The sequence below is a fragment of the Jannaschia sp. W003 genome, from assembly GCF_025144335.1.
In the GTDB taxonomy this organism is placed as follows: Bacteria; Pseudomonadota; Alphaproteobacteria; order Rhodobacterales; family Rhodobacteraceae; genus Jannaschia.
This window is the reverse complement of record NZ_CP083539.1, coordinates 615,582-634,383: the sequence shown is the minus strand read 5'-3', so window position 1 is coordinate 634,383 and position 18,802 is coordinate 615,582. Positions and strand designations below refer to the sequence as shown.

The 18,802-nt window shown below is 70.7% G+C and carries 18 protein-coding genes; 6 read left to right on the top strand and 12 right to left on the bottom strand.

Annotation, left to right across the window (positions count from 1 at the left end):
- Positions 1 to 125 precede the first annotated feature (125 nt).
- Positions 126 to 749 carry a DUF6639 family protein gene (locus tag K3554_RS02950; RefSeq protein WP_259943325.1) on the top strand — a complete coding sequence of 208 codons (624 nt, stop codon included), beginning with the start codon at positions 126 to 128 and terminating at the stop codon, positions 747 to 749.
- A gap of 60 nt (positions 750 to 809) precedes the next feature.
- Here K3554_RS02950 and K3554_RS02945 read toward each other — a convergent pair whose 3' ends face one another.
- The 6 genes from K3554_RS02945 to K3554_RS02920 form a co-directional block, all read right to left on the bottom strand.
- Positions 810 to 2,384: an ABC transporter substrate-binding protein gene (locus tag K3554_RS02945; RefSeq protein ID WP_259943323.1), complete on the bottom strand. Its 1,575-nt coding sequence runs from the start codon at positions 2,382 to 2,384 to the stop codon at positions 810 to 812.
- Positions 2,385 to 2,454: 70 nt separating this feature from the next.
- Positions 2,455 to 3,072, bottom strand: coding sequence for a hypothetical protein (locus K3554_RS02940; protein WP_259943320.1), 618 nt, complete (start codon positions 3,070 to 3,072; stop codon positions 2,455 to 2,457).
- Positions 3,073 to 3,080: 8 nt separating this feature from the next.
- A complete protein-coding gene (locus K3554_RS02935) occupies positions 3,081 to 4,388 on the bottom strand; it encodes a TRAP transporter large permease (RefSeq protein WP_259943317.1) in 1,308 nt (435 codons plus the stop codon).
- Positions 4,385 to 5,071 carry a TRAP transporter small permease gene (locus K3554_RS02930; RefSeq protein ID WP_259943315.1) on the bottom strand — a complete coding sequence of 229 codons (687 nt, stop codon included), beginning with the start codon at positions 5,069 to 5,071 and terminating at the stop codon, positions 4,385 to 4,387. The genes K3554_RS02935 and K3554_RS02930 overlap by 4 nt, the downstream gene beginning before the upstream one ends.
- A gap of 49 nt (positions 5,072 to 5,120) precedes the next feature.
- Entirely contained in the window at positions 5,121 to 6,092 is a 972-nt protein-coding gene (locus tag K3554_RS02925) for a TRAP transporter substrate-binding protein (RefSeq protein WP_259943312.1), read from the bottom strand.
- A 16-nt stretch (positions 6,093 to 6,108) separates the two neighbouring features.
- Positions 6,109 to 7,344 (bottom strand): FAD-binding oxidoreductase, encoded by a 1,236-nt coding sequence (locus K3554_RS02920; RefSeq protein WP_259943308.1) that lies wholly within the window; start codon positions 7,342 to 7,344, stop codon positions 6,109 to 6,111.
- Between the two features lie 52 nt (positions 7,345 to 7,396).
- Here K3554_RS02920 and mutS point away from each other — a divergent pair, with 52 nt between their 5' ends.
- A complete protein-coding gene (gene mutS / locus K3554_RS02915; RefSeq protein WP_259943306.1) occupies positions 7,397 to 10,000 on the top strand; it encodes a DNA mismatch repair protein MutS in 2,604 nt (867 codons plus the stop codon).
- Positions 10,001 to 10,074: 74 nt separating this feature from the next.
- Here the strand turns inward: mutS and K3554_RS02910 are convergent, their stop codons facing one another.
- Together K3554_RS02910 and hrcA are read right to left on the bottom strand one after the other, a co-directional pair.
- Complete coding sequence (locus K3554_RS02910) at positions 10,075 to 10,638, bottom strand: nucleotide exchange factor GrpE (RefSeq protein ID WP_259943298.1); 564 nt, start codon at positions 10,636 to 10,638, stop codon at positions 10,075 to 10,077.
- 41 nt (positions 10,639 to 10,679) lie between these two features.
- Positions 10,680 to 11,756: a heat-inducible transcriptional repressor HrcA gene (gene hrcA, locus K3554_RS02905; protein WP_259943295.1), complete on the bottom strand. Its 1,077-nt coding sequence runs from the start codon at positions 11,754 to 11,756 to the stop codon at positions 10,680 to 10,682.
- 108 nt (positions 11,757 to 11,864) lie between these two features.
- On the opposite strand from hrcA, the gene rph reads away from it, so the two are divergent.
- From rph to hemW, 4 genes are read left to right on the top strand one after another with little or no spacing between them, the layout of a single operon-like run.
- A complete protein-coding gene (gene rph / locus K3554_RS02900) occupies positions 11,865 to 12,578 on the top strand; it encodes a ribonuclease PH (RefSeq protein WP_259943281.1) in 714 nt (237 codons plus the stop codon).
- Complete coding sequence (gene rdgB, locus K3554_RS02895; RefSeq protein ID WP_259943280.1) at positions 12,575 to 13,180, top strand: RdgB/HAM1 family non-canonical purine NTP pyrophosphatase; 606 nt, start codon at positions 12,575 to 12,577, stop codon at positions 13,178 to 13,180. The genes rph and rdgB overlap by 4 nt, the downstream gene beginning before the upstream one ends.
- Positions 13,170 to 13,553: a RidA family protein gene (locus K3554_RS02890; protein ID WP_259943278.1), complete on the top strand. Its 384-nt coding sequence runs from the start codon at positions 13,170 to 13,172 to the stop codon at positions 13,551 to 13,553. Before rdgB ends, K3554_RS02890 begins: the two co-directional genes overlap by 11 nt.
- Positions 13,553 to 14,740 (top strand): radical SAM family heme chaperone HemW, encoded by a 1,188-nt coding sequence (gene hemW, locus K3554_RS02885; protein WP_259943275.1) that lies wholly within the window; start codon positions 13,553 to 13,555, stop codon positions 14,738 to 14,740. The genes K3554_RS02890 and hemW overlap by 1 nt, the downstream gene beginning before the upstream one ends.
- On the opposite strand, the gene K3554_RS02880 is transcribed toward hemW, so the two are convergent.
- Genes K3554_RS02880 through mnmG form a run of 4 tightly spaced genes read right to left on the bottom strand, consistent with a single transcriptional unit; the run spans position 14,680 to position 18,795 of the window.
- Positions 14,680 to 15,570, bottom strand: a complete 891-nt coding sequence (locus K3554_RS02880; protein ID WP_259943272.1) for a ParB/RepB/Spo0J family partition protein — start codon at positions 15,568 to 15,570, stop codon at positions 14,680 to 14,682. The genes hemW and K3554_RS02880 overlap by 61 nt on opposite strands.
- The gene (locus tag K3554_RS02875) at positions 15,563 to 16,351 is read right to left on the bottom strand and encodes a ParA family protein (protein ID WP_259943266.1); all 789 of its coding nucleotides are present in this window, start codon (positions 16,349 to 16,351) and stop codon (positions 15,563 to 15,565) included. Before K3554_RS02875 ends, K3554_RS02880 begins: the two co-directional genes overlap by 8 nt.
- Before the next feature lie 3 nt (positions 16,352 to 16,354).
- Positions 16,355 to 16,909, bottom strand: coding sequence for a 16S rRNA (guanine(527)-N(7))-methyltransferase RsmG (gene rsmG / locus K3554_RS02870; RefSeq protein ID WP_259943265.1), 555 nt, complete (start codon positions 16,907 to 16,909; stop codon positions 16,355 to 16,357).
- Positions 16,910 to 16,938: 29 nt separating this feature from the next.
- The gene (mnmG, locus tag K3554_RS02865; protein ID WP_259943263.1) at positions 16,939 to 18,795 is read right to left on the bottom strand and encodes a tRNA uridine-5-carboxymethylaminomethyl(34) synthesis enzyme MnmG; all 1,857 of its coding nucleotides are present in this window, start codon (positions 18,793 to 18,795) and stop codon (positions 16,939 to 16,941) included.
- Positions 18,796 to 18,802 lie beyond the last annotated feature (7 nt).

Below are 18,802 nucleotides of genomic sequence, written 5' to 3'. Positions count from 1 at the left end.
CGCTTTTTGATCCGGGTCAACCCGGACGGCCGGGCGCAGAGCTACCCTCGCCGCGCGAACCGGCAGGAGGGACGATGCGTGCTGGACACTGGATACCGGCCGCCGCAATCGCGCTGACGGGTGGGATGGCTGCCGCGACCGACGCCTTCCCCTGCGCGGAGGCGCCGGCGTCGGTGCACGGGACGAACGCCCCGGCGGTCTGCTCGGCCGCGGCGCGCGCGCAGCGGCTCATGGGGCGGTGCGGCGTGCCGCCCGTCGACCGCCCCATCCGCATCGACGTGGTCGACGCCATGGAGAGCGACTGCCTGGGGCGCTACCACTGCGGCGAGGATCGCATCGAGCTCCTCGCCCCCGACGCGATGCACGACGCCGTCACGCCGGACGGCATCTTCGCGCCGATGACCCCGTCGACCCTGTTCGAGAGCGTGGTCGTCCACGAGTTCGTCCACGCCGCGATGGAAGGGCATCCCTGCCCGTTCGACGCCTGCCCCGCGACGCAGGAATACGCGGCCTACACGCTCCAGATCCTGTCGATGCCGGCCGGCGACCGGGAGCGGATCACGAAGCGGGTGGAGGACATGTTCGACGCGCCCATCGAGGACATGGAGCTCAATCCCTTCGTCGCGATGATGGCGCCGGATCGCTTCGCGCTGAAAGCCTGGGCCCACCTCCTGGCCCGCGAGGAGGGATGCGCCTTCGTCGGGGCCGCCGTGTCGGGCAGGGCCACGCTCGACGCGCCCGCACTCTGATCCCGGAATCGCAAGGGGCGGCCGATCGGCCGCCCCCGCATCGCGTCTCTAACCGAGCGCTCAGTTCATCTCGAAGAACTTGAACTTCGGGTCGTCCTCCGGCGACACCTCGGTGCCCACCTTGTCGGCCATGCCCCAGTTCAGCACCTGGTGGTGGATCGGCAGGTAGAGCTGCTCGTCCTGCACCGTCTCCCAGATCTCGGCGATCGTGGCGTCGCGCGCCTCGAGGTCGGTCTCCGAGGAGAGGCTCTGGATCTTGGCGTCGAGCTCTTCGTTCGAGTAGCCGGTCGCGTTCCACGAGCCGCGCTCGTCGCCCTTGGTGTGGGCCAGGAAGTTGAACACGTACTCCGAGTCGTAGGTCGGCACGCCCCAGCCCAGCATGTAGAAGTCGGTGGTGCCGTTCTGGATCAGCGGGAAGTGCTGCGCCTTGGGCTGGGCGTTCAGGTTCACCTGCACGCCGATCTGGCCCAGCATGCCCACGGCGGCCTGGCAGATGCCCTCGTCGTTCACGTAGCGGTCGTTGGGGCAGTCGAGCTGGATCGAGAAGCCGTCGCCGTAGCCGGCCTCCTCCATCAGCGCGCGCGCGGCGTCCATGTCGCCCTCGGGCACGGCGTCCAGCGCCTCGGTCCAGCCGTTCACGAAGGGCGGGATGATGACGCCGGTGGGCTGCGACTGGCCCTGCATCACCACCTGCTGGATGGCCGCGCGGTTGATCGCCATGTTCATGGCCCGGCGCACGTTGACGTCGGCGAGGGGGTTCTTGCCGTCCACGTCGTCGCGCTCGATGTCGTCGGCGCCCTGGTTCATGCCGAAGAAGATCGTGCGGTTCTGCGGCGTGGTCTTGACCTGCAGCCCGTCGGTCGCGTCCACGCGCGCGAGGTCTTGGACGGGCACGTCCTGGATGAAGTCCACCTCGCCCGACAGGAGGGCCGCGACGCGGGTCGCGGCGTTCTGGATCGGGCGGTACTCGATGCGCGTCACCGCCATCGGGAACTCGTCCATGCCCCAGTACTCGGGGTTCTGCTCCAGCACGGTCAGCACGTCGGGCTCGCGGGAGACCAGCGTGAAGGGTCCGGTGCCGTTGGCGTTGGTGGCGGCGTAGTTCGACTCGCCCGCGGCGATGTCCTGCACCTCCACGACGCCGTTCGCCTCGGTCCAGTCCTTGTCGATGATGAACAGGTTGGTGAAGTTGTTGGGCAGGATCGGGTTCGGCCCGTCGGTCACGAACTCCACCGTGTGGTCGTCCACGGCGCGGACCTCAACGATGGAGTTGAGCAGCTCCTTCATCGCCGACTTCTCGCTCTGCGCGCGCTCGAAGCTGAACACCACGTCCTCGGCGGTGAAGTCCGAGCCGTCGTGGAATTTCACGCCCTGACGCAGGTTGAAGACCCACACGTTGGGGTCGTCCTCCTTCACGGCCCAGTCGGTGGCGAGCGCGGCCTGGAACTCGCCGGCGGTGTCGCGGATGATCAGGGGCTCGTAGATCTGGTGCGCCAGCGTGTGGGTCGGGCCCTCGTTCTGGGCGTGGGGGTCGAGCGTGAGGCTGTCGCCGGCGCGCGCCCAGCGCAGGGTCTCGGCGTTGGCGCCCAGCGCGGTGGTCGCCAGCAGCGTGGCGGCGAGCATGAACTTGGTCATCGGTCTCTCCCGTTGGGTTGGACGGTCTCGTGCGGTCCTGCGGCGCAGGATGCACGGGGAACCGCCGGGATCAACCCGCCGTCAGGAAAGGCGCCTTCACCAATCCGGGCCGGATACGCTCCAGCGCCGTCAGAACGTGGTGCACCGGCAGGCCGAAGCGGCGGCGCAGGGCCGGGGCGTGGGGCGGCAGGTTCGTGCACTCCAGCACCAGCGCGCGCTCGCCGTCGAGCGCGGCGCCCACCGTCTCCAGGACCTCGGCGCGCGCGCGCCGCGCGTCGAGCGCGGGGCGGTCCGCGCCGATCACCGCGCGCAGGTGGCCGTGCCGCGGCAGGCCCACGACGCGCGCCCGCCAACCCGCGAGGTGCGCCGGCCCGAGGGCGCCCGCGTCGAAGGTCACCACCAGCGCGTCCCGCACCGGGGGGGCGCTGAGCACGGAGGCCAGGAACGGGCGCCCGGAGAGGCGCTGGAGATGCGCCTGCCACGGCGCGAGGAAGCCGCAGGAGGTCACGATCACGTCGCCCCGGCACTGCGCGAGCGCCGTCTCGAAGGGTTCCACGTCGATGAACTCCGGATCGCTTCGCACGATCTGGCCGACGGTGGCAGGCACGCGCAGGATCTCCACCTCCTCGCGATAGCTCTCGGGCGACCCCACGTCCCCCGGCGGCCGGGGAAACGCGGTGTCGAGCATCAGGACGCTCAGCGCCGGGCCGCGACCCATTCCGGAAGCCATGTGGCGAGGCCGGGGAAGGCCACGAGGATCACCACCATCACCAGCATCAGCCCCACCATTGGCAGGGCCACGCGGGAGATGTAGCCGATCTCGTGGCGGGTCATGCCCTGCAGCACGAAGAGGTTGAAGCCGATGGGCGGCGTCACCTGCGCCATCTCCACCACGACCACGATGAAGATGCCGAACCAGATCAGGTCGATGCCGGCGGCGCGCACCATCGGCTCCACGATGGCAATGGTCAGCACCACCGAGGAGATGCCGTCGAGGAACATGCCCAGCACGATGTAGAAGGCCGTGAGCGCGGCGATGAGCGTGATCGGCGACAGCTCCTGCCGCTCGATGAAGGCGGCCAGGGCGCGGGGCAGGCCGGTGAATCCCATCGACAGCGACAGGAAGGCGGCGCCCATCAGGATCAGCGCGATCATGGCCGAGGTCCGCACCGCGCCCATGAGGGCGGCCGAGAACGTCCCCCAGGTGAGCGAGCGCTGGGCCGCGGCCAGCAGCAGCGCGCCGATCACGCCCACGGCGGCGGCCTCGGTGGCGGTGGCCCAGCCGAAGAACATCGAGCCGATCACCACCGAGACGAGGGCGAGGACGGGCAGGAGGAACCGGCTCTCGGCCAGCATGCGACGGAACGGCATCGCCGGCTCGGGGGCGGGGCGCTGCGAGGGGGCAGCAAAGTGCCATCCGACGATGTAGGCCCCGAAGAGTCCCGCCAGCACGAGGCCGGGCAGGACGCCGGCCATGAACAGCTTGGTGATGCTCTCGTTGATCGACACGCCGTATACGATCAGCGTCAGCGAGGGCGGGATCATCAGGCCCAGCGTGGCCGCGCCCGCCAGCGTGCCGACGATCATGTGCTCGGGGTAGCCGCGGGCCCTCAGCTCGGGGATCGACATCTTGCCCACGGTCGTCAGCGTCGCCGCCGAGGAGCCGGAGACGGCCGCGAAGAGGGTGCAGCCCGCGATGTTGGTGTGCAGAAGGCCCCCGGGCAGGAAGCGCATCCACGGGGCCAGCCCGCGGAACATGTCCTCGGAGAGGCGCGTGCGGTAGAGGATCTCGCCCATCCAGATGAACATCGGCAGGGCGGTCAGGGTCCACGACGAGGACGAGGCCCAGATCACCGTGATCATGGCGTCGCCGGCGGGGCGCGCGGTGAACAGCTCCATCCCCACCCAGGCCACGCCCATGAGGGCCAGCCCGACCCAGACCGACATGCCCAGGGCGAGGAAGAGGACGAGCAGGAAGATGACCGTCGCATAGAGCTCGGTCATTCCATCGCCTCCGACACGATGAGGGGGCGGCCGAGCACGAGGGTCCGCACCAGCATGTCCCACAAGGCGATCGCCAGCAGCCCCGCGCCCGCAACCATCACGATCTGCGGGATCCAGACGGGGGTATAGCTCCAGCCCTCCGCCGAGACGCCGGCCCAGTCGAGGCTGAGGGCGGCGATCAACCAGTCGGGCATCTTGTCCTGGCCTTGCGTGCGGTCGTTCAGCATCGCCGAGAACCCGGCGGCCTTCAGTGCGAAGCGCGCGAAGTAGGTGGCAATGATCGCCCCGACCCAGAGGGCGAGGACGTCGAGCCAGCGGCGGGTCAGGGCATTGAGGTTCAGGAAGATCGACACCCGGATGTGCGCGCCCCGCGTCAGCGCGTGGGCGAGCGCGAAGAAGGACGCCCCGGCCATGCTGTAGCCGGCGAACTCGGTGGAGCCGGGAAAGGCGAGGCTCGACCAGCGCGCCACCATCTGCGCGACGATCAGGAAGAGGATCAGAACGAGGAAGCCCGCCGCCACCACGCCCGCCGCGAGGTAGACGGCATCCAGCGTGCGCCAGAGCGGGGCGAGGGGGCGGGCGGCCCGTTCGCCCGCGAGGGCCGCGGCGAGCGCGAGCAGCGACGGCAGAACGAACAGCCAGCCCCACAGCGGGACGCCGAGGAGGGCGGGCCAGTCGTTCACGCGGCGGGCGCCCCGCGTGTCCGGGGCGCCGTGTCGGCGGGCGTGCGGCTCACTGGCCGTAGGCGTCCATGATCCGCTGGCCGGCCTCGCCGGTCTCATTGAGCCATTGCTCCTTCATCTTCGCGCCGATGGACTGCAGCTCCTCGGCGAACTGGCCGGAGGCGTCGGTGACGGTCATGCCGTTCTTCTCCAGCTCATCGAAGTAGAAGTCCGACAGCTCCTCGGACTTGGCCATGCACTCCGCGGCGGCCTCGTCGCCGGCCTTCTGGAGACCCTCCTGCACGGCCGGATCGAGCCCGTCCCAGGTCTGCTTGTTCACCACGACGTAGTTGCGCGGCATCCAGGCGTTGACCTTGTAGTAATGGCTCAGGTGCTCCCAGACCTTGCGGTCGTAGCCCGTCGCGCCCGAGGAGATGAACGCCTCGGCCACGCCGGTCGCGAGCGCCTGGCTCAGCTCGGCGGCCTCGACCTGCACCGGGATCATGCCCAGCTCCTCGGCGAAGGTCGCCGTCGCCGTGTTGTAGGAGCGGAACTTCAGGCCTTGGGTGTCCTCGGACGACTCTACCGCCTTGTTGAAGTAGAAGCCCTGGCCCGGCCAGGGGCAGGTGTAGAGCACGTGGAGGTTCTGCCCCGCCAGCTCCTCCTCGACCACCGGCTTGGCGGCCTGCCAAAGCCGCTCGTTGTCCTCGAACGTGGTCGCCACGAAGGGCACGTTGTCCCAGGCGAGCACCGGGCTCTCGTTGGCATGGGCGCTCATCAGGCGCTCGCCGATGGGCACCTGCCCGGTCTGCACGGCGCGCTTGATGTCGTCGCCCCCGAACAGCGAGCCGCCCGCGTGGACGGTGATGTCGATGGCGCCGTCGGTGTACTCGCGGGCCTTCTCGGCGAAGACCTCGCCCGCCTCGGAGTGGAAGTTCGAGGCGGCATAGGCCATCGGCATGTCCCAGGCCATGGCATGGCCGTCGGCGAAGGCCGGCGCGGCGAGGATCGTGGTGGCGGCGAGGATCGCGGAAAACTTCATGTCTCTCTCCCTGAGGTCAGGCATGGCGCATGGGATCGAAGGCCCGCCATGCGTCCCCGGCGGTGCCGTCGATCATCCCGGCGACGATGCGGCCCGTCTTGGGTCCGGCTGTCAAGCCCACGTGCTGGTGCCCGAAGGCCAGGAACGCCCCCGAGGCCGGCCCGATCAGCGGCAGGCTGTCGGCCGGCGCGGGGCGGTGACCCAGCCACTCGCGCTCCTCGCGCCACGTGACGTCGGGCAGGAGGCGCGCGATGCGCCGCCGCAGCATGGCGAGCGGGGCAGGGGAGGCGGCAGCGCGAAGGCCTGCGAACTCCACCACCCCGGCGCAGCGGATGCGACCCTCCATGGCGTTCACGGCGAACTTGCCGGACGCCACCATCATCGCGTCGCGGGGATAGGCGGAAGGGTCCAGCAACTCGACGTGGTAGCCCCGCTCGGTCTCGAAGGCGAGGCGGCGGGCGCCGAGCTTGCGGGCGATCGGGGCGGACCAGGCGCCCAAAGCGAGCACGATGGCATCGGCGCGCATGGGGCCCTCGGAGGTGCGCAGAGCGACGCAGCGCCCGCCCTCCATCTCCACGTCCTCGACGCTCGCCCGCACGAACTGGCCGCCCTGGGCGCGGAAATGCGCGAACAGGGCCGCCACGTAGGCGCCCGGGTCGGTGATGCGCCCATGGTCGCGGCAGACAACCACGTGGGCGAAGCGCCCGCGCCAGAACGGGTCGTCGTAGGCCGCCCCGTCCACCTCGTCGAAGCGCACCCCATGCTCGGCCCGCAGGCGCCAGCCGCCCTCGTCGGCGGCGCGCGCGGCGGCAGTGTCGTAGCCGAAGGCGTAGTCCTCGGGCCGCACGTAGCGCTCGGCCCCCGTGCCTTCGGCCAGCGCCACGTGCTGCGCGTGGCTGTCGCCGAGCAGGCGGATCATCTCGGCGGCGTAGTGCCGGACGTGCGCCTCGGTGGCGTGGCCGAGGTAGCGGCGGAGGAAGGGCAGGAGGCGGGGCAGGTGGGCCCAGCGCAGGAACAGCGGCGAGTGCCGGTCCAGCAGCATCCCCGGCGCCTTGGCGAGCAGCCCCGGAACGGCCACGGGTACCAGCGCCCCCGCCGCGAGGACGCCCGCGTTGCCGTGGCTCGCCCCCGCCGCCGGTCCCTCGCGGTCGACCACCGTCACGCGGTGCCCGGCGCGCTGGCACCAGATCGCGGTGGCGATCCCGACGATCCCCGCGCCCGCCACGATCACGTCCCGTCCCCGCCGTCCCATGTGGACCTCCCCGGCCCTGCCGCCTAAGCCGACCCCCGCGAGGGGGGAGCGCATGTCCGTCACACCGATGATGGCCCAGTACCTGGAGATCAAGGCGGAGGCGCCGGACGCCCTGCTGTTCTACCGCATGGGCGACTTCTACGAGCTGTTCTTCGACGACGCCGCGGCGGCGGCCGAGGCGCTCGACATCGCGCTGACGAAGCGGGGCGAGCATCTGGGCCAGCCCATCCCGATGTGCGGCGTGCCCGTGCATTCCGCCGAGAACTACCTGATGACGCTGATCCGCAAGGGCTTCCGCGTCGCCGTGTGCGAGCAGCTCGAGAGCCCTGCCGAGGCCAAGAAGCGCGGCTCGAAGTCCGTGGTGAAGCGCGGCATCGTGCGGCTGGTCACGCCCGGCACGCTGACCGAGGACACGCTGCTCGAAGCGCGCGCCCACAACTACCTCGCCGCCTTCGCCTCGGTGCGCGACGACTGCGCGCTGGCCTGGGCCGACATCTCGACCGGCGAGCTGCGCGTGGCCCCGTGCCCGCGCGTGCGCCTCGGCCCCGACCTGGCCCGCCTCGGCGTGCGCGAGGTGCTCCTGCCCGAAGGCTCGGACGCCCGGGACACGGTGGAGGAGGGGGGCGCGGCGGCCACCGAGCTGGCGAAGTCCTCGTTCGACAGCCGCGGCGGCGAGGACCGACTGCGCAGGCTCTTCGGCGTGGCCTCGTCGGAGGCGTGGGGCGGCTTCGGGCGTTGCGAGCTGGGCGCGCTGGGGGCGCTCCTCGACTACGTGGAACTGACCCAGCGCGGCCAGCTCCCCCGCATGCGCCCGCCCCGGCGCGAGACCGCGTCCGAGATCATGCAGATCGACGCCGCCACGCGCCGCAGCCTGGAATTGGTGCGGAATGCCAGCGGGGGCCGCGAGAACTCCCTGCTCTGGGCCATCGACCGCACCGTCACGGCCGCCGGCGCGCGGCTGCTGGAGCGGCGCGTCTCGGCGCCCTCGACCCGCCTGCCGGTGATCCGCGCGCGGCAGGCTGCCGTGGCCTGGGCGGTGGAGCGGGCCGCCGAGGCCGGGGACATACGCGCCGCCCTGCGCCGGACCTTGGACATGGACCGCGCGCTCTCGCGCCTCTCGCTCGACCGGGGCGGCCCCCGCGACCTCGCCGCCCTGCGCGCCGGGCTGGAGGCGGGGGCGGCGCTGCACGACGGCTTCGCAGGCACCGACCTGCCTGTCGATCTCGCCCCCCTTGCGGGGCTGGACGACCTCCGGGACCTCCTCGCCCGCGCGCTGATCCCCGAGCCGCCCGCGCGCCTCTCGGACGGGGGTGCCATCGCGGCGGGGTTCGACGCGGAGCTGGACGATCTGCGGACCTTGCGCGACGAGGGTCGGGGCGTGATCGCCTCGCTGCAGGCACGCTATGCCGAGACGACCGGCATCGGCTCGCTGAAGGTGCGACACAACAACGTGCTGGGCTACTTCGTGGAGACCACGGCCACCCACGAGGCGGCCATGCGGGCGCGCGCCGACACCTTCATCCACCGCCAGACCACCGCCAACCAGCACCGCTGGACCACCGTGGAGCTGTCGGACCTCGAGACGCGCATCCTTAACGCCGGCACGGGCGCCGCCGCGATCGAGGCGCGCCTGTTCACCGATCTGCAGGGCGCCGTGCTGGAGCGGGCCGAGCCGGTCTTCGCCGCCGCCCGCTGCCTCGCGGAACTCGACGTGGCCACGGGGCTGGCCGACCTCGCGCGAGCCGAAGGCTGGTGCCGCCCGCGCGTGGACGACAGTCGGGCCTTCGCGGTCGAGGCGGGGCGCCATCCGGTGGTGGAGAAGGCCCTGCGCCCCTCGGGCACGCCGTTCGTGCCCAACGACACCGCGCTGGGGGCGGAGGAGGGCGCCGCGATCCGCCTGCTCACGGGGCCGAACATGGCCGGCAAGTCCACCTGGCTGCGCCAGAACGCGCTGGTGGCGGTGCTGGCGCAGATGGGCAGCTACGTGCCCGCCGAGAGCGCCCACGTCGGCCTCGTCAGCCAGCTCTTCAGCCGCGTCGGCGCCTCCGACGACCTCGCGCGTGGGCGCTCGACCTTCATGGTCGAGATGGTCGAGACGGCGGCGATCCTGAACCAGGCCGACGACCGCAGCCTCGTGATCCTCGACGAGATCGGCCGGGGCACGGCTACCTACGACGGCCTGAGCATCGCCTGGGCCGTGCTGGAGCACCTGCACGAGGTGAACCGCTGCCGCGCGCTCTTCGCGACGCACTACCACGAGATGACGGCGCTGGCCGGACGCTTGGAGGGGGTCGAGAACTGCACCGTGGCCGTGAAGGAGTGGCGCGGCGACGTGATCTTCCTCCACGAGGTGCGCGAGGGCGCCGCCGACCGCTCCTACGGGGTGCAGGTGGCCCGGCTCGCGGGCCTGCCCGACCGTGCCGTGGCCCGCGCCCGCGAGGTCTTGGAGATGCTGGAGAGCGGCGAGCGGGGCACCCGCCCCGAGGCGCTGATCGACGACCTGCCCCTGTTCAGCGCCGCCCCCGCCCCGAGGCCGGCCCCGAAGCGCGAGAGCGCCGCCGAGGCGCGCCTGCGCGCCGTTCTTCCGGACGACCTCTCGCCGAAGGAAGCGTTGGAGCTGATCTATGAGCTGAAGGCCCTGACGCCGGAGGACTGACGCCCGACGCGCCATCCCTCATCTTGCCAGAAATACCTCGGGGGGCCCGGGGGGCAGAGCCCCCCGTCCCGACCTCACGAAGTGGGCGTCGACGACACCCCCACCTGCGCCGGACGCAGCAGGCGGTCGTGCAGCATGAACCCGTCCGACATCACCTGGATGATGTGCCCCGCGACGGTGCCCGGCACGGGGGCCTCGAACATCGCTTGGTGCATCTGCGGGTCGAACTTGTCGCCCTCGGCGGGCGAGACCACGGTGACGCCGTGCTTGCCGAACACGCCGCGCAGCTCCTTGAGGGTCAGCTCCAACCCCTCGCGGATGGCGGTCTGCTCGGCGCCGGCGGCGTCCATGGCGCGCACGAGGTTGTCGTAGACGGGCAGGAGGTCGCGGGCGAGCTTGGAGCCGCCGTAGCGCTGGGCCTCGTCGCGGTCGCGGGCGGCGCGCTTGCGGACGTTCTCGGCCTCGGCGAGCGCGCGCATCATGCGCTCGCGCATGGCGTCGCGCTCCTCCACGATCTGGTCGAGGTTCGCGGGAGCCTTGGGGCCGCCCGACTCCTCGATGGCCGCGTCGAGGTCGAAGCTGTCCTCGTCCACCGCCTCGGGGTCGTCCAGAAAGGGATCGTCCTTGGGTTCGCCCATGTGTTCCTCGTCGTCGTCGCGGCGCCGGGCGGCGCCGGGGGTCAGCGTTCGGGTCCGGAGAGCATCCGGCCCACGAGTTGCGCGGTGTAGTCGACGATGGGAACGATCCGCCCGTAGTTCAGCCGGGTCGGGCCGATCACGCCCACCGCGCCCACGATGCGCCGGTCGGCGTCCATATAGGGAGATACCACGAGACTTGAACCGGAAAGTGAGAAGAGCTTGTTCTCCGACCCGATGAAGATCCGCACGCCCTCGCCGCGCTCGGCGAGGCCGATGAACTCGGCGATGTCGCGCTTGCGCTCCAGGTCGTCGAAGAGCGTGCGGATGCGCGCCAGCTCCGTGGGGTCGGCGCCCTCGTCGAGCAGGTTGGAGCGGCCCCGCACCAAGAGGCGCTCCGAGGCCTCGCCCTCGTTCTCCCAGGCGGCCAGGCCGCGTCCGATCAGGTCGTGGGCAAGGCCGTCGATCTCCTGGCGGCGGCGCGCGATCTCGCCCTCCATCAGGCCGCGCAGGTCGCCCAGCGTGCGCCCGTCGAGCATGGCGTTGAGGAAATTCGCCGCCTCGCGCATGGCCGAGGGCGTCTGGCCCGGGGGCGGAACGAACACGCGGTTCTCGACATGCCCGTCGGCGAACACGAGCACGCACAGCGCCCGGTCGGGGGCGAGCTGCACGAACTCGATGTGCTTGATCGGGGCCTCGCGCTTGGGCGCCAGCACCAGCGACGCGCCCTGCGTGACGCCCGACAGCGCCTCGCCCACCCGGCCCAGGAGCGCGTCGACCTCGCCCGCGGACGCGCCCACGGTGGCCTCGATCCGGTCGCGATCCTCGTCGCCCAGCTTGGCCTCCAGAAGGCCGTCCACGAACATGCGCAGGCCCGCCTGCGTGGGGATGCGCCCCGCCGAGACGTGCGGCGCCTCGAGGAGACCCAGGAACTCCAGATCCTGCATCACGTTGCGGATCGTGGCCGCCGACACCCGCGCCGACATCTCGCGGCTCAGGGTGCGCGAGCCCACGGGGTCGCCGGTGCCGAGGTAGCCCTCGACCACGCGCCGGAAGACCTCGCGCGAGCGATCGGTCATCTCGGCCAGGACGCGGGCACTCTGGGACTGCTGGTCGGTCATGGCTCCTCCGAAGCGTGTCCGAGGTATGGACGGAGGGGGGCGGCGTCAATCGCCTTGCGGGGCGCGGGCGCCCCCGGCATGGGGGGCGCGTCAACAGGAGGACAGGCCATGAGACCGTCGGGACGCAGCTTGGACCAGATGCGGGACACCACCATCGAGACCGGCGTGACCATGCATGCGGAAGGTTCCTGCATGATCCGCGTGGGCAACACCCACGTGCTGTGCACCGCCTCCGTGGAGGAGCGCGTGCCCCCGTTCCTGCGCAACTCGGGGCAGGGCTGGGTGACGGCCGAGTACGGCATGCTGCCCCGCGCCACCACGACGCGCGGGCGCCGCGAGGCCACCGCCGGCAAGCAGTCGGGCCGCACCCAGGAGATCCAGCGCCTGATTGGCCGCTCCTTGCGCGCCGGCATCGACCGGCAGGCCATGGGCGAGCGCCAGATCACCGTGGACTGCGACGTGATCCAGGCCGACGGCGGCACCCGCTGCGCCTCGATCACCGGGGGCTGGGTCGCGCTGCGGCTGGCGCTGAACACGCTGATGACCGCGGGCAAGATCACCACCGACCCCATGCTCGACCACGTGGCCGCCGTGTCCTGCGGCATCTACGCGGGCCAGCCGGTGCTCGACCTCGACTATCCCGAGGACAGCCAGGCCGGCACCGACGGCAACTTCGTGATGACCGGCGGCGGGCGCATGATCGAGGTGCAGGCCTCCGCCGAGGGGTCGGCCTTCGGGCAGGACGAGTTCGCCGAGCTGATGCGCCTGGCCGCGAAGGGCGTGGACGAGCTGGTCGCCGCGCAGCGGGCCGCCGTCGCATGAGGGCGCTCGGGGACACCCTGCTGGTCGCCACCCACAACGCCGGCAAGCTCGAGGAGTTCGCGGCCCTGCTCGTGCCCCTCGGCGTCACGGTTCGGGGCGCGGGCGCGATGGGTCTCCCCGAGCCCGAGGAGACCGAGGAGACGTTCCTCGGCAACGCCCGCATCAAGGCGCGCGCCGCGATGGAGGCGACCGGGTTGCCCGCGCTGGCCGACGACAGCGGCATCGAGGTGGACGCCCTCGGCGGCGCGCCCGGCGTCCGCACGGCCGACTGGGCCGAGACGGGCGAGGGCAGGGACTTCGGGCAGGCCATGGCGCGCACCCACCGCGAACTGGAGGCCATCGGCGCCCCCCACCCCCGCACCGCCCGCTTCCGCTGCACGCTCGTTGTCCTCTGGCCCGACGGCGAGGAGGCCGTGTTCGAGGGTGCGCTGGAGGGCCACGTCACCTGGCCCCTGCGGGGACTGTCGGGCCACGGCTACGACCCGATCTTCGTACCCGCGGGCCACGAGCGCACGCTCGGGGAACTCAGCTTCGAAGAGAAGAACGCCCTCAGCCATCGGGCCCGCGCCCTTGCGAAGCTGCGCGACGCCCTTGGCGCGTGAGCTCATCTCCACCGGCTCGCGCTTCGAGCGCGAGGTCGGCTACAGCCGGGCCGTAGTGCAGGGCGACTGGTGCTTCATGGCCGGCGTCACGGGCTACGACTACAGCACCATGACCCTGCCCGAGGGTATCGAGGCGCAGGCCGAGAACTGCTTCCGCACCGTCGCGGACGTGCTCGCCCGCGCGGGCTTCGCGATGGGTGACATCGTGCGCGTCACCCACTACGTGGCCGATCGCGCCCTCGTCCCGGCGTTGGTGCCCGTCCTGGGCCGCCACTTGGGCACGGTGCGCCCTGCGGCGACCATGGTGATCGCCGGGCTGATGGAGGACGCGATGCTCTACGAGATCGAGGTGACCGCCCTCAGGGGCGGGTGATGGACGGCGGCTTCGGGCTGTATGTCCACTGGCCCTTTTGCGAGGCCAAGTGTCCCTATTGCGACTTCAACAGTCACGTCGCGGCCGGCGTCGACCACGACCGCTGGCGCCGCGCGCTCGTCGCCGACCTGCGCACGCAGGCCGAGCGCGCCCCCGACCGCATCCTCGGCTCGATCTTCTTCGGCGGCGGCACGCCGAGCCGCATGGTGCCCGAGACCACCGCCGCCGTGATCGACGAAGCGCGCCGCCTGTTCCGCTGCGCCAACGACCTGGAGGTCACGCTCGAGGCCAACCCCACGTCGGTGGAGGTCGCGAAGCTGGGCGCCTTCGCGGAGGCCGGCGTCACCCGCGTCAGCATCGGCGTGCAGGCCTTGCGCGACCGCGACCTGCGCGCCTTGGGCCGCACCCACGACGTCGCCGAGGCCCTGCGCGCCCTGGAGACGGCGCGTGCCCGCTTCGACCGGGTGTCCTTCGATCTCATCTACGCTCGGCAGGACCAGACGATGGTGGCCTGGGCCGAGGAGCTGCGCGAGGCCGTGGCGCTCGGCCCCGACCACCTGTCGCTCTATCAACTGACGATCGAACCCGGCACGGCCTTCCACCGCCGCCACGAGGCGGGCGGCCTGCGCGGCCTGCCCGACGGCGACGCCGTGTCGGATATGTACTTTTTTACAAATGACTTTCTCACGGATCATGGTCTACCGGCCTACGAGGTCAGCAACCACGCCACCCCGGGCGCCGAGTGCCGCCACAACCTCGCCTACTGGCGCGCGGGGGACTGGCTGGGCGTCGGGCCGGGCGCCCACGGGCGCATCGGCACGGGCGCCGCACGGCGCGCGACCGAGGCCGTCCGGATGCCCGACGCCTGGCTCGCGCAGGTTGAGACGAAGGGGCATGGGCTGGACGTGGATGCCGCGCTCGACGGTCCCGACGCCCATGCCGAGGAATACCTGATGACCGGGTTCCGCCTCGCCGAAGGTCTGTCGCAGGACCGTCTCGGCGCGCTCGGCCTGCGCCTCGACGACACCGCCGTCGCGGACCTCGCGGAAGAAGGCCTGCTCATGCCCGACGGCAATGTCCTGCGCCCGACGCTCCGGGGCAGGGCGGTGGCCGACGCAATGGCGCTCTACCTCGCGGACAGGTCCATTCCGGCCTTGGTCAGCGCCTCGCAGAGCCTATCGAGCTGATCGAGATCGCGGTAGGCCACCGCGACCGATCCGGCCCCGTCGCCTTTGTGCGATATCGTCACGCCCATCCCGAGCGCCGCGGCGAGGTCGTCCTGCAGCACCTTCGTGTCCGCGTCCGGCTCCGGCTTCGCGCGCGTCTGCCGCTCCTTTGCAGGGGCCTTCTCGGCCTTCGCAAGCCGCTCCGTCTCGCGCACCGACAGGTCGCGCTCGATCACCTGATGGGCCAGCGCCACCGGATCTGGCGCACCCAGCAGCGCCCGCGCGTGGCCCGCGCTGAGGCGCCCGTCGCGCAGCATCGCCTGCACCTCGTCGGGCAGCTTCAGGAGCCGGAGCTGGTTCGCGATGTGACTGCGGCTCTTGCCGAGCGCGGTCGCGACCTGCTCCTGCGTGTGCGAGAACCGGTCGATGAGCTGCTGGAAGCCCATCGCCTCCTCCAGCGGATTCAGGTCCACCCGCTGCACGTTCTCGACGATGGCGACCTCGAGCACCTCGTCGTCCGAGAACTCGCGTACCACCACGGGAACGTCGTGCAGTTGCGCCCGCTGCGCCGCACGCCAGCGGCGTTCGCCCGCGACGATCTGATAGCGGTCCCCGTCGGAAGGATCGCGCCGCACGATCAACGGCTGGATCAGCCCGCGCGCGCGGATCGAGGCCGCTAGATCCTCTAGCTGCTCCTCGTCGAAGTGCCGTCGCGGCTGCTCCGGGTTCGGCGCGATTCGCTCGATGGGCAGGGAGGTGGCATCGCTGCGAACGGCCTCGACCGGCTCTATGTCGGCCATCAGGGCCGAAAGTCCGCGGCCCAGCCCGCGTCGGCGGATCTCTTCAGGCATTCTCGGGCTCCCGGGTTGCGTCGGTGCGGCGGAGGTACTCGCCCGCAAGCGAGCGGTACGCGATGGCCCCGCGCGAGGTGGGGTCGAAGGTCAGGATCGATTGCGAGTAGCTCGGCGCCTCGCTCAGACGCACGTTCCGCGGAATGCGGGTCTCGTACACGAGTTCGCCCAGGGTCTCGCGCACGTCGGCCTCGACTTGGCGGCAGAGATTGTTGCGCCCGTCGTACATGGTCAGCACCACGCCCTCGAGACGCAGGCGCGGGTTCGCGCTCTGCCGCACATCCTTCACGGTCAGGAGAAGCTGCGACAGGCCTTCCAGCGCGAAGAACTCCGCCTGCAGCGGGACCAGGATCGCGTCGGAGGCAACGAAGGCGTTGATCGTCAGGAGGTTCAGCGATGGGGGGCAATCGATCAGTACCACGTCGGCGTCGTATCCGCCCTTCACCACGGCGGCCTTTAGGTGCATCACCCTGCGCGTGCTCGTCATCAGGTGCGCGTCCGCGGAAGCGAGGTCGGTCGTGGCCGGCACGATCTTCATGCCATCGAACCCGCAGTCGCGCGCGGCCCGCTCGATGGGGGCGCCGTCGATCAACACGTCGTAGGTCGTCAGGTCGCGCGAGGAGCGTTCGATCCCCATGCCGGTGGAGGCGTTGCCCTGCGGGTCGAGGTCGATCACGAGGACCTTCTTGCCACGCGCGGCGAGGGCCGCACCGAAGTTGATGGCGGTAGTGGTCTTGCCGACCCCGCCCTTCTGGTTCGCGATGCTGATAACTTTCTTCATGGCTCAGCGGCGCTCCGGGTCCACGATGCGAAGGATGGCCGCTCCGTCTCGGGTGCGGCTGGGAATGCTTTGGACGTCGAAGCGCCACGTCGCAAGGGCCTCGTCCACCTCATCACGCCACGTGACGCCTTTCGGGAACAGGAGGATGCCGCCGGGCGCGCGGTGGGGTTCGGCAAGCCCAAGGAGCGTTGCGAGAGGGGCGAGGGCGCGGGCGGACACCACGTTTCCCGGACTTGTCGGAGCGCGTTCGATGCGCTCGGAGATGACGGCGACGTCGAGGTCTAGGACTCGCGCGACGTGCCGTAGAAACGCGCCCTTGCGATGATCCGCCTCGATCATCGTCACCTGTGTCGACGTACGCAGAAGGATCGCCACGACCATTCCAGGCAGGCCCCCGCCCGACCCGAGGTCGGTCCAGCGTTCCGGGGGCTCGGCGCACTGGACGATCTGAACACTGTCTTGGATGTGGCGCGACCACGCCTCGTCGCGTGAACACTTCGCGACGAGGTTTATCCGTGCATTCCAACGGAGGAGTTCGTCGAGATAGGTGTCGAGCATCTCCGACGTTTCACGTGAAACATCGCAGATCACGCCGTCTCGGCGTCCCGCGCCTCGAATGTCCGAATGAGGACAAGAAGTGCCGTCGGCGTGATTCCGTCGACCTTGGCGGCCTGGGCGATGGACCGAGGCCTCGCGGCAGCAAGCTTCTGGACGTGTTCGTTCGATAGACCGGGAATGGACGAGAAAGACGCATCCGCGGGAATCTCGACATCGGTCCGAGCTTCGAGCCGACGGATGTCGGCGTGCATTCGGTCGAGATAGGCGCCATAGAGGCCTTCGGACCGGAGAGAGAGCGCAACGTCCGCGGGGAGTGCCTCCAGTTCCAAGGCAGCCTCCGCAACCGCTTCCGCCCCGCGCAATCGGAGGATCTCGAACCCGTTCCGCCGCTTTCCATCTTCCTTTACCGGAACGCCCGCCCGCCGCAGTTCCGTCGGCGTCATGGCGAACGCCATTAGCCGTGTACGCTCGCGCTCGATCCGGTCCATCTTGCGGCCGAACGCTTCGGACCGGGCAGAGGACACGCAGCCGACGCTCTCGCCGAACGGCGTCAGCCGCTGGTCGGCGTTGTCGCATCGGAGTTGGAGACGATACTCCGCGCGCGACGTGAACATGCGGTACGGCTCCGTCACCCCGCTCGAGGTGAGGTCGTCAATCATGACGCCGATGTAGCTCGTGTCGCGGGCGAACCGCGGCGGATCGCGGTTCAGCACCGCGGACGCGGCAGCCAGTCCGGCGACGAGGCCCTGCGCAGCGGCCTCCTCATATCCCGTCGTCCCGTTGATCTGCCCGGCGAGGTGGACGCCGGGCAGGTCGCGGAGCTCCAAAGTCGGACGCAGCGCGCGGGGGTCGACGTAGTCGTACTCGACCGCATAGCCCGGCTGGACGATCTCAGCCCGTTCGAGACCTTCGAGCGTCCGAACATACTCTTCCTGCACGTCGACGGGCAGGGACGTGGAGATGCCGTTGGGATAAACGAGATCGGTCGTCAGCCCCTCGGGCTCGAGGAACACCTGATGGCGCTCCTTGTCGGGGAACCGGACGACCTTGTCCTCGATCGAGGGGCAATAGCGCGGACCGACGCCGTCAATGGTGCCGCCGTACATGGCGGACCGGGCAAGGTTGGCCTCGATGATCTCGTGGGTGCGGGGGTTCGTCTCGGTGATCCCGCACGCGACCTGACGCGCATGGGTGCGGTCGGTCAGGAAGGACAGGTAGCTCGGATCGGCGTCCGCCTCCTGGCGGGCAAGGCAGTCCCAGTCGATGGTCCGCCCGTCCAGCCGCGGGGGCGTTCCGGTCTTGAGGCGCCCGAGGGGGAGCGCGAGGTCGCGGAGCTGCCGTGCGAGTTCCACGGAGTCGGCGTCGCCCATGCGGCCGCCCGCGCTCGCCTCGTGTCCCACGTGGAGCTTCCCGTTCAGGAAGGTGCCGGACGTGATGATCACGCGGGGCGCATCGATGGTCGCGCCATCGCGGGTGCGAACGCCGACGGCGTGGCCGGTCTCTATCTGTAGGGCCGCGACTTCGGCTTCGATCACCTCGAGGCTAGAATGCCGGGCAACGAGTTCGCGGACCGCCTCGGCGTACAGCACGCGGTCCGCCTGCGCCCGCGGCCCCTGGACCGCCGGACCCTTGCTGCGGTTGAGCAGCCGGTACTGGATCGCCGCACGATCCGCCGCGGTTCCCATGATCCCGTCGAGCGCGTCGATCTCGCGGACGAGATGTCCCTTTCCAAGTCCGCCGATCGCCGGATTGCAGGACATGACGCCCAGATCGGTGCGCCGCATCGTCACGAGAGCCACGGATACGCCCATGCGCGCCGCGGCACAGGCGGCCTCGCAGCCGGCGTGGCCTCCGCCAATGACAATGACGTCGTACCGATGTTTCACGTGAAAC